Source organism: Isoptericola sp. BMS4 (assembly GCF_011634835.1).
Taxonomy (GTDB): domain Bacteria; phylum Actinomycetota; class Actinomycetes; order Actinomycetales; family Cellulomonadaceae; genus Isoptericola.
The window spans coordinates 952,888-964,667 of the sequence record NZ_SIRP01000001.1 but is presented as its reverse complement, the minus strand read 5'-3'; the positions used below and the strand labels follow the sequence as shown (position 1 = coordinate 964,667).

General features: G+C 68.4%; 14 protein-coding genes. 9 read left to right on the top strand and 5 right to left on the bottom strand.

The window, feature by feature from the left end; translation table 11 throughout:
• Positions 1 to 429 precede the first annotated feature (429 nt).
• Entirely contained in the window at positions 430 to 1,011 is a 582-nt protein-coding gene (locus EYB28_RS04285; protein ID WP_166845122.1) for an HNH endonuclease, read from the bottom strand.
• A gap of 322 nt (positions 1,012 to 1,333) precedes the next feature.
• Between EYB28_RS04285 and EYB28_RS04280 the strand changes: the two genes are divergently transcribed.
• The 3 genes from EYB28_RS04280 to EYB28_RS04275 all read left to right on the top strand — a co-directional run bounded on the left by EYB28_RS04280 (position 1,334) and on the right by EYB28_RS04275 (position 3,263).
• Positions 1,334 to 2,275 carry a hypothetical protein gene (locus EYB28_RS04280; protein ID WP_166845120.1) on the top strand — a complete coding sequence of 314 codons (942 nt, stop codon included), beginning with the start codon at positions 1,334 to 1,336 and terminating at the stop codon, positions 2,273 to 2,275.
• A 227-nt stretch (positions 2,276 to 2,502) separates the two neighbouring features.
• Complete coding sequence (locus EYB28_RS20485) at positions 2,503 to 2,628, top strand: hypothetical protein (RefSeq protein ID WP_255461456.1); 126 nt, start codon at positions 2,503 to 2,505, stop codon at positions 2,626 to 2,628.
• A complete protein-coding gene (locus EYB28_RS04275) occupies positions 2,625 to 3,263 on the top strand; it encodes a DUF6338 family protein (RefSeq protein WP_255461455.1) in 639 nt (212 codons plus the stop codon). Before EYB28_RS20485 ends, EYB28_RS04275 begins: the two co-directional genes overlap by 4 nt.
• A gap of 242 nt (positions 3,264 to 3,505) precedes the next feature.
• Here the strand turns inward: EYB28_RS04275 and EYB28_RS04270 are convergent, their stop codons facing one another.
• The 4 genes from EYB28_RS04270 to EYB28_RS04255 all read right to left on the bottom strand — a co-directional run bounded on the left by EYB28_RS04270 (position 3,506) and on the right by EYB28_RS04255 (position 6,135).
• Positions 3,506 to 4,321, bottom strand: a complete 816-nt coding sequence (locus tag EYB28_RS04270) for a hypothetical protein (protein WP_166845117.1) — start codon at positions 4,319 to 4,321, stop codon at positions 3,506 to 3,508.
• A gap of 68 nt (positions 4,322 to 4,389) precedes the next feature.
• Positions 4,390 to 4,626, bottom strand: a complete 237-nt coding sequence (locus EYB28_RS04265) for a hypothetical protein (RefSeq protein WP_240930383.1) — start codon at positions 4,624 to 4,626, stop codon at positions 4,390 to 4,392.
• A 217-nt stretch (positions 4,627 to 4,843) separates the two neighbouring features.
• Positions 4,844 to 5,404 (bottom strand): GNAT family N-acetyltransferase, encoded by a 561-nt coding sequence (locus EYB28_RS04260; protein ID WP_166845113.1) that lies wholly within the window; start codon positions 5,402 to 5,404, stop codon positions 4,844 to 4,846.
• Entirely contained in the window at positions 5,401 to 6,135 is a 735-nt protein-coding gene (locus tag EYB28_RS04255) for a GntR family transcriptional regulator (protein WP_166845111.1), read from the bottom strand. Before EYB28_RS04255 ends, EYB28_RS04260 begins: the two co-directional genes overlap by 4 nt.
• Positions 6,136 to 6,257: 122 nt before the next feature.
• Here EYB28_RS04255 and EYB28_RS04250 point away from each other — a divergent pair, with 122 nt between their 5' ends.
• From EYB28_RS04250 to EYB28_RS04225, 6 genes are all read left to right on the top strand, one after another.
• A complete protein-coding gene (locus tag EYB28_RS04250) occupies positions 6,258 to 6,515 on the top strand; it encodes a DUF6284 family protein (RefSeq protein ID WP_166845109.1) in 258 nt (85 codons plus the stop codon).
• Between the two features lie 14 nt (positions 6,516 to 6,529).
• The gene (locus tag EYB28_RS04245; protein ID WP_166845107.1) at positions 6,530 to 6,739 is read left to right on the top strand and encodes a hypothetical protein; all 210 of its coding nucleotides are present in this window, start codon (positions 6,530 to 6,532) and stop codon (positions 6,737 to 6,739) included.
• Positions 6,739 to 9,066: a cell division protein FtsK gene (locus tag EYB28_RS04240; RefSeq protein ID WP_166845105.1), complete on the top strand. Its 2,328-nt coding sequence runs from the start codon at positions 6,739 to 6,741 to the stop codon at positions 9,064 to 9,066. The genes EYB28_RS04245 and EYB28_RS04240 overlap by 1 nt, the downstream gene beginning before the upstream one ends.
• 3 nt (positions 9,067 to 9,069) lie before the next feature.
• Entirely contained in the window at positions 9,070 to 10,236 is a 1,167-nt protein-coding gene (locus tag EYB28_RS04235; RefSeq protein ID WP_166845103.1) for a hypothetical protein, read from the top strand.
• Between the two features lies 1 nt (position 10,237).
• Positions 10,238 to 10,600, top strand: a complete 363-nt coding sequence (locus EYB28_RS04230; protein ID WP_166845101.1) for a hypothetical protein — start codon at positions 10,238 to 10,240, stop codon at positions 10,598 to 10,600.
• Positions 10,601 to 10,805: 205 nt separating this feature from the next.
• Positions 10,806 to 11,747 carry a bifunctional DNA primase/polymerase gene (locus EYB28_RS04225; RefSeq protein ID WP_166845099.1) on the top strand — a complete coding sequence of 314 codons (942 nt, stop codon included), beginning with the start codon at positions 10,806 to 10,808 and terminating at the stop codon, positions 11,745 to 11,747.
• The last annotated feature ends 33 nt before the right edge of the window (positions 11,748 to 11,780 follow it).

The following is an 11,780-nucleotide window of genomic DNA, read 5'->3' as shown; positions in this document are numbered from 1 at the left end:
CCCGGCGGCTACGGCACGACTGCTACAGCGGACGAAGGACTGTGGGCCCGAAAGGGCTGGGGCGGACGCTCGTCCTGACCCCACGACGCGCCCGAGCCATCCACACGTTCTGGCCGCTAACCCGTTTTGGCCGCTAACCCCCACAGACCGGCTCCGAGGGCAAAGAGAAGACCCCCGAAGCCGAATGACTTCGGGGGTCTGACCTGGGCTTTCGCCCGGTGAGCCGCCTGTCGGAATCGAACCGACGACCTATTCAGTCTGGGCAGGCCACTGTCTCAGGATGACCGGTGAGTTCCAACCTGCTCACAGCCGTTCTCTCTCAAGTTCCCCAGGGGTCTCGTCGAGATGCGGCCGTACCCATTCGTTGCCGGTCATTCCGGTGAGTTTGTGGTGAGCCACCCGGCTGTCTATCTCCGCCGTCGCTCTTCGTCAGCCACCCGAGGCACCCGACGCCCGAGTCGCACGCATCCACGTCATCTCATCGCTGGTCAACCGCGGACGGCCGGCGGCCTCCCAAGCCGGCTCGAACAGCTCCGTCAATCCACGCCAGGCCGGCTCTGCCGGATCCAGCAGATCCCAACCCAGCTCGTCCAGCGTGAGGTCTCCCTTACGGCGGTTGCAGCCCCAGCAGGCCGTCACCAGGTTCGACTCGGCAAGAGGGTCCCCACCGCCGGCGATGGGCACCAAGTGGTCCAGCGTCGTCGACCGCGACACGAACGCGGGATGTGTCTGATCAGCCTTCCAATTACTCTGATACGGGAACTCGTCAGGGAACAACCGCGCCAGCAGCCGCATCACGTAGGTGAGGATCGTCTTCTCCCCGCAGTACCGGCACTGGTAGCAGTCGCGCGCGTACACACGTACCTTCACCGACGTCGACGGCTCGCGTTCAACCCGTCGCGGCGCCGGCTCGAACCGGATCTGCTCTAAGGCCGCCCGCGCCGCCTCCCGGTCACCTCGCGCGTACATCTCCAACGCCCGGCCCAGAACCTCCGGGTACGGATCATCCAACTGCCGAGGACGCGCCACTAGGAGCGCCCGCCCGTGAGCGCGTTAGCCCGGCCAACGGCCTCACCCCAGATCCAGACCACCATGACCAGACCCTAGAGCCGGTCGCCCCAACCAGACGCTCAAAGCGCGGGCGCACAAGCAACTTTCACCCCTTCCTGCCGTTGCGACGCGTGAGTACGACTACGCGCGACGCCACCAGGGCGCCGCTTCGCCCCCGAACCAATCCTGCCCTCCTCACTCCTGCGACCGCACAAACTGAGTTCCACATCTCACCCTGTCGGCCAGCACCGCAGTGACGACTCATGGTGCAGAATCCGAGGGCATGAGCACAGCACTCGCAGCAGCCATCGATGCACTGTCTGACCCTCAAGTACGAGCCGCCGACGCCCTTCGCCGACTCCTGGTCGTAAGTAGGAGAGCCGGTGCCGATGAACTAACCGAGTGGCTGCGCGGTGAACTCAGCGGCTATAGCGAGACGGCCCAGGTACCAACCTACCGCTCCGGCGCCCATCTCCCGATAAAGGTGCGGTTCGATGGACCGATGGGAAGCAGTGTTACGCGACCAATGTACCCGAGGGAACTTCCCGACGAACTTTCGAGCTTTATGGAGTCGCTTTGGTTTCGCGAACCGATTGCCGAACTAGAGTCGCTCGCGACCGGAGACAGTGACCCCAGCCTTCGCCTCCCGAACGCGTGGCTCGCGCTATATCGCGACCTCGTTGAACAGGGAAAGGTTCCGACCTTCTCAATGATGTCAGCAAACGATGCGCATGTGGCCATGCCGCGCACACACCTTCTCGGATCCATAGATCAGGTAAAGTCAACAGCGCTCGACCTCGCGTTAAGCTTTGAGGAGGTATCTACACAGATCGGGAATTCAGGCGGCCCTACCGCAAGCGATCAACCCCAATTGCGAGAGATCGTCCATCTCCAAATCGGATCAATCTATGCCGACGGCGCCACTATCACTATCGGCAACGAAGCGTCCGTAGCATCAGGAACGGCCGCAAGTGTAGTCAAGGTCCAAACTGGGGACGTATCCGCGCTTCTTGACGCCGCCCAACCATTCCTAGATTCCGCAGGAATCGAGGCGCTCTCCGAGGCGCTGCAATCCGACGGGCAGGCGCCGGCTGAGGCGACTCGGAGCTTCCTGGACCGCGTCAAGTCGGGTTCCGTATCGCTTGCCGCAGGAGTCACGACGAATGCCGCATACGCGGGGCTGGTCGCTTTGCTTCAGCAAGCTTTTCCGGGGTTCCTAGGATAAGACTCGAGAACTTCCGATTCTTGGCCGCTGTCCTTGCTAACTTCCCGGCGAGTCGTCCGCACACGCTTGGAGGGAGGCTCGTATCCCGGGGCCGAAGATGTCAAGTGTGCACACTCGTTGTGCTGCTTGGTTCTTCACCCGCGCGGCACCTTCCTGATGTCCGACGCTCGTGAGAAAATCTGGGCGGCGGCCCGTCCCCAGGGCGCAGCATGGATTTGGGAGGAACTGTGGCCAAGAATGAGCGCGAGGAAATCAGGGAGAGCCTTGTCGGTTCGTCCTACGCGAAGATCCAGTCACAGACGCTGAGCGGCAAGACGGCCGCCGAAGTGGCTGACGACGACAACGACGATTGATCCCGAGTAGCACGGCAGCGGTCGTATCGTTCTTGTTGCTGCTCGCTCCAGGTATCGTCTGGCAGCTGCAACGCGACCGCCACATGCCGTCGGTCAAGGAGACAGTGCTCCTCGAGGCCTCACGCGTCGTCCTTGCATCGCTCGCCGCGACGGGTGTGGCCGCGGTGCTCCTCTTCTGGGTGTGGCTGCCGCTCTACAGGCGGTTGCAGGCGTTCGAACCTACGACGGTCGCGGAGTCGCTGCCGTACCTCGGCGCGGTTGTCGCGACCTCCTCATTGGCATGCGCGCTCGCACTCGGACTGTCGCTATGGCGCTTTCCCCGTACCGCCCCGATCGAACCGGGGAGACTTTGGAATCGTGCGTTCATCCGATGGGTTCCCGAAGGAGGTTCCGATCCATACCTAATCGTTGAGCTCCTCGATGGCACGACCTGGAAAGGGACTTTTCAGGGGCTCGACGCCGACCCCGAGGACAGCCAACGCAACATTGCACTCGGCGGACGGCTCCGTCGGCGAAAGCCCAACGAGACGAAGTTCTCGAAGATCAGCGAGACAGGACGCGTCGCTCTCCTCCTGGAGCCCCAGATCAGATCGATCCAGGTCCTCTACGTCGAGGAACCTGTCGAGGAACAGTAGGTAGTTGCACGTCCGAAACCTTCGGGCGAGTCCCCCAGTATCCTGTCAGCGCAGCGTGTCTGGCTCGGTATAATGCTCAGCCCAAGAAGGCAGCACCCTCCGAGTGACTAGTGATTTCCGTCGACCCCATGTCGTTCTGATACAGCCCGCGCGCCGAACTCAACGCGAAGTCGCATCCGCCAGTCATCCCGATGAGTTACTGGTGAGTCCCCAACGCACCGAAGCGCGCACGGCATGAACTGTCATGCGTCGTCGGCCGGCGTCGCCTGGTGAGCCTCATCCTCCCCACTGTGCCAAGTTGAGGGTGGCGGAAGCTCCATCTGGACATCAGGCGGCAAGTACGTTGAGTACACCACCTCGCCACCTTCGGGGCTTAGATTGAGCGGCGGCGCCGGTTCAGGCATCCATGCCGACGCTTCAATTCCTGGAAAGGAGCTAAAGAGGATTGCGTAGAACTTCGGATCGACAATGTTTCTGGCTGCGACAGCAATGTACGCCTCACCAGACGCCACCACTCGGATCCTAAGATCGACCTTGACATCACCCACTGCAATTTCTACTGGGCAGCTTCTGTATAGCGAAGCGCCCGCAGCTCGCCTCACCGCGTCTTGGATTCTTGTCGTAACAAGGTAGGCAACTTCAGCCTGAAATCGATCAGTGTCCCAGGAGTCGGGGCCCAGATGGGCAGACCCTTTTGCGCCCACCTCGGACTTTAGTCGCGAGTAGAAGTCATGCTGGGGCGAGTCCTGATTGCGCCGGCCTGCCGCGCCAATCCACCAATCCGGGAGGTCCAACTCCCCCAGTGCCCCCGACGCTCCTAGTGGATCTGCCACCTGATGTGCCGCGCCACGATAGTCGTCGACCTTAACCTTGAACCAAACACTGTCGCGGATACAGGAGATGCGCTCTGCTCCACCTGCTGCGACCGAGTCCGGCAGAGCCTGCGCCTTCCCGATCAGGGCGTGGTCGACGTCGTGAAGTTGAATGTCGATGGTGGGCACGGCTACGCCGAGATCGCGGATCGCCCTACGGGTTGGCCGAACTGGTTGCATCGACATGCCCGGGATGCTAGCAACGCTGACGCACACCGGCGGGGCGAAACTGCGGGTGGAATCTGCCCGCGAGGTCAGCGCTCAGGGAGGCCGCCGAGTTCATCGAGTCGTTCCGTGCTCAGGTCGCCAACAAGCGCGACGACGGACGCGGCGGAACCGTCGAGTCGACTGATCGAGTCGCTGATGCCTGCGTTGATCTCGTCGCGGTGCGCTTCCACATAGTCGCGGACTGCTGCGTCAACGAGATCCTTCTTGCTGCGACCGAGGAAGTGCGACACGTCGCTGAGGATCTGGTCAACCTCAGCGCTCACCTTGATTGGGCTAGTTGCAGCAGACATGGTTGTCCTTCCTGCGGGTCGAGGTTCCACGGTACCTCAGCGGAGACCACCCTGGTACCACCTGGTACCAGGGTGGTCCATCTTCACCCGGTCTGCACGGGTGGCAGCGGTCACACTCGCACCGCTGAGCGGGCATCGGGCCATGCGCAACGGGACGCCGGCGATTCCGGGAGCCGATGCCCCTTGCCGTTCACTGACCATCCCGGTCAGCTGGCGCAGCCCGGCGATCCCACGGCGCCGGCATCAGCCGATCGAGGCTGCGCTCGAACAGTGCGCCCGACTTGCGCCACGGACGTTGCACAACACGTACCAGTCCGAACCCTTGGGCGCGGTAGTAGTCGTGGAGCCGCGTGTTGTCGCGCATGCAGTCGAGCCGAAGCGCCCGGCGGCCGTTGGCAGCGGCTGCCGCAGCGATCATTTCGAGGAATAGTGCACCGTAGCCGTTGCCGTGGTCCGCGGTCATGACCCGAGCGATGTACCAAGCGGCACCAAGGTCGTCGTCGTCGGTCCAGAAGTCCAGGTCAGGCCCGGAGAGCGCGCCGACGACGACGGGAGCACCATCGACACACAGTGCGACGAAGCGCCCGTCGTCGAGGTATCGATCGATCGCCGCGTGCGCCCTTCCTGACCAGTGCGCGCCGGCCTGCTCTTCGAGCCCGCGTGCGGAGAGCCATGCTTCGGTCTCGTTGCGGAGGTCGTGCAGCGTCTTCCGGTCGGCGTCGGTGCACCGCCGGAGCGTGTAGCGGCTCACGGTTCCAGCTCGTAGCAGACGTGCACTCGGTCGGCGGTCATGAGAGTCACCATGTGGCGTAGCGGCCGCTCGTCGGCGTGAAAGCCGGTACGGCTATGCACGATCAGTGGGATGCCGCGGGAAGCCTTGAGCTGCTGCGCCTCGCTCGGCGTGGGCATGCGGGCGCTGATCTCGTCCAGGTACCGAGCCTGCGGGAGTCCGACCGACGCCAGGAGTCCGCCCGACGCTGAGAGGTCGCCCGGCTGGAGGAACACCGAGTGCTGCTCAGCGAGCCAGAACGGGAAGTAGGAGTCGGCGAGCTGGTGCGGCTCGCCGTTAACCAGGCGGACGCGACGCCGGACGACGACACGGTCGCCCGGTTCGATGCGCAGAGCTCGCGCGATGTCGGGCTTCGCTTCCTCGATGTGCACCGAGACCTCGGCGCTCGGCGTGCCGCCCTGCTCTCGGATCGACACCGCCCACGCGTCCGCCTCAGCGGTGTGGGAGTTCTCCCACGAGGACATGGGCCAGTACCACCGCCGGCCGCGCTGAATCTGCCGGCGTGAGCCGCTGTGGGCGACGATCAGGCCTTCGTTCTCGAGGGACGTGAACGCCTGGCGGACGGTGGAGCGGCTGTACCCGAACTCCGCCGTCAGCTCCGCCTCAGAGGGCATCTGATCCGTGTATTCGCCTGTCTCAATGCGCTGTCGGATGGCCTCCGCGAGGCGCTCGTGCTTCGTCTGGGTCGACATCAATTCTCCCGTTCGGCTTGACGTACCGACTGTACGCCCTGTAGGAACATCTAACGAACCTGTTGGTACAGGTACGACAGTCCGAACAGTGGCCAGGATTCCGTCAACGGGAAGGACGCGAGATGACCAAGCACGAGGGGCCGACGTCGTCGGAGCTCGCCGCCATCGCGGACGAGTGGCCGGTGATTGAGGCGGGGCTTGCGGTGGTGATGGCTGAGTGCCGTCTGGCCGACTCGCCGGATGAGATCGCGGTCCGTGCGCACCGTCGCGCGGTGGCCGCCCTGGACTACGTCACGCGGCGGGTCGCCCCGTCGCCCGTGAAGGTCCGCCGCCTGGCGGTCCGTCCCGTCGTCGATGCCGCCATGCCGGCGGCCGCCTGAGGGAGCTGATTTCGATGGTGACTGCATCGCTGTTCGTGGTCCTGCTGGTCGTGGTGATCGCGGGCCTGTACGTCCGCAAGGTGTCTGCCGGTTCGCTGGTGCTGGGTGCCCTGTTCGGGCTGGCGCTGGCGTCTACGGCTGTGGGGCCGCCGATCCTGTCGGGGTTCCAGACCGCGCTTGATTCGCTGGTGTCGGCGATCTCGTCTGCTGTGGGTGGTGCGTGATGACGACGCCGCAGGAGAACCCGAAGAAGCCCGACAACACCCGCCCCAAGGCGCCTGACGACGTCGCGGGGAGCGAGCTGGTGGAAGTCCCGCCCGCCGGTGAGGTCGTGAACCTCGCGGACGCTCGCCGTGCTCGGGGGCTGGACCAGAACACCGACGGCGCTACCGACGACGGGGCGGACGCCCCGGCTGCCGGGGCGTCCGCCCTCGAGGAAACCGAGGTGCTCGACGGTGAGGTGATCGACGCCCCCGAGGACGCCGCCGGTCTGGTCCAGCGTCCGGGCCGTGTGGTCGACCACGACGACGTCACGGACCGGGCGGTGGTCCCGGCGTGGCTGACGTCGCGTGAGGCTGCCGTGGCGACGGTGGCGCACTACGGGCGCCGGGCCGGGCACGTGGCCGCCTTCCACGCGCTGCGCTCCCCGCTGTACGTGCTGCGCCTCGCGGGACGCGCCCCGGTCGGTGCGGCGCGGCTGACGGCGGCGGCGTGGCGGTGGGTCGCGGACTCCGACAACGTCGAGGTGCGCCGCGCCCTGCTGACCTCCGCCGCGAGCCCTGAGGCGTATCTGCGGCTCGTGAACGACGATCGCGCCCGCTCGCGCCGCCGCGGCGTCGCGCTGCTGCTCCTGCTCGCCGCCCTGGCCGTGGGCGCCCTGGTCGTCGCGTCCGGTGCCCCGGGACCGGTGCAGGCCGTCGCCGTGCTCGCCGCCCTGGTCCTGCTCGGCGTCGTCGGACGTCGCCGGGACGGTGGCCGGATCGTGGACTCCGCCGCCCAGGCGGCCGAGGTGCCGCCGCTGGACCAGGACCTGATCCGCAACGCGCTCGGCTCCCTCGGTGTCGGTGCGCTGGGGGCGGTCAAGACCGACCCGTCCGCGCTGCGGTTCACCTCGCCGATCATGCGTGACGGCGCCGGATACCGCGTGGACGTCGAGCTGCCCATCGGTGTCACCGCGTCGGAGGTGATCGAGAAGCGCGCCAAGCTCGCGTCCGGGCTGCGCCGCCCCCTGGGTTGCGTGTGGCCCGAGGGCGACCCCGACACCCACGAGGGCCACCTGGTCCTCTACGTCGCGGACCGCGCGTTGAGCCAGTCCAAGCCCGCCCCCTGGCCGCTCGCGACGTCGGGCACCGTGAACGTGTTTGAGCCCGTGCCCGTCGGGGTGGACCAGCGGGGCCGCAAGGTGCTGACAACGCTGATCTACGCCTCGGGGATCGTGGGCGCCATCCCCCGCATGGGCAAGACCTTCCTCCTGCGCCTGCTGCTGCTGGCGGCCGCGCTGGACCCGCGCGTGGAGCTGCACGTGCACGACCTGCGCGGCGGCGCCGACCTCGCACCCCTGGCGACCGTGGCGCACTACTACAGGTCCGGCGACGACCCCGAAGACATCACCGCACTGTTGGCCGACGCCCGCGCGATGCAGAAGGAGATGATGCGCCGCTACAAGGTCATCCGCACCACCCTCAAGGGCGACCCCCGCTGCCCGGAGGGCAAGGTCACCGACGAGCTCGCGTCGGACCGCTCGCTGGGGCTGCACCCGATCCTGGCGGCGTATGACGAGACGCAGGTGATGTACGAGCACCCCGACCACGGCAAGGAGCTCCGCGCCATCTTTGAGGACCTGGTCCGCCGGGGACCGGCCGCGGGGATCATGGTCTGGCACGCCACGCAGCGCCCCGACGACAAGTCCATCCCCGTCGGGGTCTCCGCCAACGCGGTCCTGCGGTTCTGCCTCAAGGTCATGGGCTGGCGCGAGAACAACATGGTCCTCGGGGACGGCATGTACGCCGCCGGGTACGCCGCCACCACGTTCTCCCGCAAAGACCTCGGCGTGGCCTACATGGTCGGCGAGGGCGACGACCCCGTCATCGTCCGGGCCGCGTTCATCGACGCCCCCGCCGCCGAGACCATCGCCGACCGCGCCCGCGCCGTGCGCGCCGCCCAGGGCCGCCTGACCGGCATGGCCGCCGGGGAAGAACCCACCGACACCGACACGGGCACGATCCTGGACCACCTGCTGGCCGTGTGGCCCGCCGAAGACCCCGAGTGGCCCAACGGGAAGGTCTGGTCCGACGACCTCGCCGCACGTCTCGCCGGACACCTGCCCGACCTCTACGACGGCTGGACCGGCGCCCAGGTCAACGCCGCCGTCAAGCCCCACGACGTGCGCGTGATCCAGGTCAAGCACGACGGCACCAACAAGCGCGGCATCCACCGCGCCGACGTCGTCGCCGCGCTGGCCGACGATGCGCCGATCACCGCCGCCGAGTACCGCACCCGCACCACCGACCCGGGCGCCGAGCCCGGGCAGGACGAGAACGGGGAGGACTGAACCATGAACACCACCACGAACACCGGCCGGTCCCGGCGCCTGGTCCTGGCCGCCGCCGTGTCCGTCGCCGCCATCTCCACCGTGGGCGCCTACCTCGCGATGGTGTCGTTCGGCGTGGACATCCTGGCGATGTCCCCGGCCACGGCCTACGCCACCGCGGGCGTCTTCGAGCTGTCCCTCGTGACCGTGGCGCTGCTGGCGCGTGAGGCCGCGCGGGACACCCGCCCCGGCGGGGTGCTCCTGTCCCTGACGTGGGGACTGTCGTCGGCGTCCGGGGTGTTCGCGGCCTGGCACGAGCTGTACATGCACCACCCCGCCGGCGCGGCCGTGTTCCGGTTCCTCGTGCCGCTGCTCGCCGCGCTCATGTGGCACCTGGCGCTCATCGGGGATCGCCACCTGGCCACCGGCACGAGCTGGTCCAGCATGCGCGCCACTGCCCGCATGCACGCACTGTTCCTCACCACCGAGGACGCCGCCCGCGCCCACCACGAGGCGGACACCAGCACCGCCTCACAGCGCGCCGTCGCCCGCGCCGAGGCCAAGCGCCGCAAGGCCCGTGCGATCGCGCTGCGCACCGTTCCCCCGGATGAGATGCGCGCCCGGGCCGCCGCGCACCTGGACGCGCTGTCCGCCGTCGCGGACGCCGTGTCCGACGTCGCCGCCATGCACGCGGCCACCAACCACCGTGTGTCCGGGTCGGCGCTGTCTGGGCTGTCCGGCCACCTGTCCGGGGCCATGTCCGGGCCGGTGTTGTCCGGGGCGGACAGCGGCGAGACCGCCGCCCGGACACTGGCCGCCACCCTTGCGGACAACCGGGCGGACACGGGGGCGGACAGCACCCCGGACAACGGCACGGACATGAGCCCGGACAGCCGGGCGGACAGTGTCCGACTGTCCGCCGTGTCCGCCGCCGGACACCCGGACAACACCGCCCGTGTCCGGGCCACCATCCGCCCGGACAACCGCCCCGTTTCCGGGCCGGTCAGCGCCGACCGGACAGCCCGGCTGTCCGTGGTGTCCGCCCTGCTCTCCGACCACCCGGACGCGACCACGCGAGACGCGCTGTCCGCCCTCGCCGAGCACGGGCACACGGTCACCGACCGGACCGCGCGGCGGCTGCTGGCCGACGCCCGCACCACCGGTGCGGACGACCTCGCGGCGGGGGCGTGACATGACCACCACAACCACGTCGAGCCGCACCGTGCACGTGTTCCGAGTCGGTGACCGCGTCCGCATCCGCCCCGTGCCGACCACGCCCGACGTGGACGCCGGACACGTCGGCGTCGTCGTCCACATCACCGCCCGCCGCATCCTGCCCGTCACCGTCTGCGTCGGGCACCACCGCGACCAGTACGACCCCACCGAGCTCGAGCCCGTCGACGTCGAGCCCGGCACCCCTGACGCCTTCCCCGCGGCCGCGACCACCCCGGCCGCGGGGAAGGCCACCACCCACCACAACCGCCACACCGACCAGCACCACGACCAGCACCCTGACCAGCCCACCGAGGAGTCCGGCGACGGCGCCGGACGGTAGCGGGACCCCCGCTACCGGTAGCGCAGCCGCTACCACCGAAAACCGCATGATCCTGCGGAAGTAGCGGGGTAGCACACCCCGCCACTACCCCCGCAAACCCACCTCTACGCCGCTCTGCGGGCCCGGGAAGCCCGCTACCGCTACCGACAGGTCCCTACCCCTGTCATGCCGAAATCAGGCCGCTGACCAGGCCGAAGGAGTCGAGATGACCGCCGAAGTTCACGACCTGCTGGACCAGGTGCTCGCCACCGCGGCGCGTGGCTGGCACGTCTTCCCCTTGATTCCGGGGAGCAAGCGTCCCGCGACCCCGAACCACCCCGCCGCCCGCTGCGACCGGACCGATTTCCGGTGCCGGGACGGGCACACCGGGTGGGAACAGCGCGCCACCACCGACCCGGACCGCATCACCCGCGCCTGGATGACCTGCCCGTGGGGCGTCGGGATCGCCACCGGCCCGTCCGGGCTGCTCGTGATCGACACCGACACCCCCAAGCCCGGCGACGCCATCCCGCCGGCGGAGTTCACCGGCGGTGCGGCCAACGGCGAGGACACCCTCGCCGCGTTGGCGGCCGGGCACGGCGGGCTGCCGGACACCTGGACCGTGACCACCCCGTCGGGCGGGGTGCACCGGTACTTCACCACCCCCGAGCGGCTCGGGAACTCCGCCGGGTTGCTCGGGTGGCTCGTGGACACCCGCGGCTCGGGCGGGTACGTCGTCGCCCCGCCCACCGCGACCCCGGCGGGCCGGTACACCGTGACGCGCGAGACGGCCCCGGCGCCGCTGCCCGCGTGGCTGGTCCAGCGCCTCGCGGGCGGGCGGCACCTGACGGTCACCCGGACCACACCGGTACCGCCGGCCGGCCGCGTCACCGACGTGACCGGGTACGTCCGCGCCGCCCTGGACGGCGAGACCACCAAGGTCCGGGCCGCGCAGCCCGGACACCGGAACCACACGTTGTTCGTGGCCGCCGTGGCGCTGGGCCAGCTCGTCGCCGGCGGCACCCTGCGCGAGGACTTCGCCACCGGCGCGCTGCTCGACGCTGCCGCCGGGCACATCACCGCCGGCGCCTTCACCGACCACGAGGCCGCCGCCACGATCCGCTCCGGCTTCCGCGCCGGGGCCCGCACCCCCAGGCGGGCCGCATGACCACCCCGCCGACCGCGACCGCACCCACCGCAC

Bases quoted from the DNA above. Each gene is read 5' to 3' on its own strand.
- EYB28_RS04280 (WP_166845120.1), top strand. From the start codon at position 1,334: ATGAGCACAGCACTCGCAGCAGCCATCGATGCACTGTCTGACCCTCAA.
- EYB28_RS04225 (WP_166845099.1), top strand. From the start codon at position 10,806: ATGACCGCCGAAGTTCACGACCTGCTGGACCAGGTGCTCGCCACCGCG.
- EYB28_RS04240 (WP_166845105.1), top strand. From the start codon at position 6,739: ATGACGACGCCGCAGGAGAACCCGAAGAAGCCCGACAACACCCGCCCC.
- EYB28_RS04235 (WP_166845103.1), top strand. From the start codon at position 9,070: ATGAACACCACCACGAACACCGGCCGGTCCCGGCGCCTGGTCCTGGCC.
- EYB28_RS04250 (WP_166845109.1), top strand. From the start codon at position 6,258: ATGACCAAGCACGAGGGGCCGACGTCGTCGGAGCTCGCCGCCATCGCG.
- EYB28_RS04245 (WP_166845107.1), top strand. From the start codon at position 6,530: ATGGTGACTGCATCGCTGTTCGTGGTCCTGCTGGTCGTGGTGATCGCG.
- EYB28_RS04270 (WP_166845117.1), bottom strand. From the start codon at position 4,321: ATGTCGATGCAACCAGTTCGGCCAACCCGTAGGGCGATCCGCGATCTC.
- EYB28_RS04255 (WP_166845111.1), bottom strand. From the start codon at position 6,135: ATGTCGACCCAGACGAAGCACGAGCGCCTCGCGGAGGCCATCCGACAG.
- EYB28_RS04230 (WP_166845101.1), top strand. From the start codon at position 10,238: ATGACCACCACAACCACGTCGAGCCGCACCGTGCACGTGTTCCGAGTC.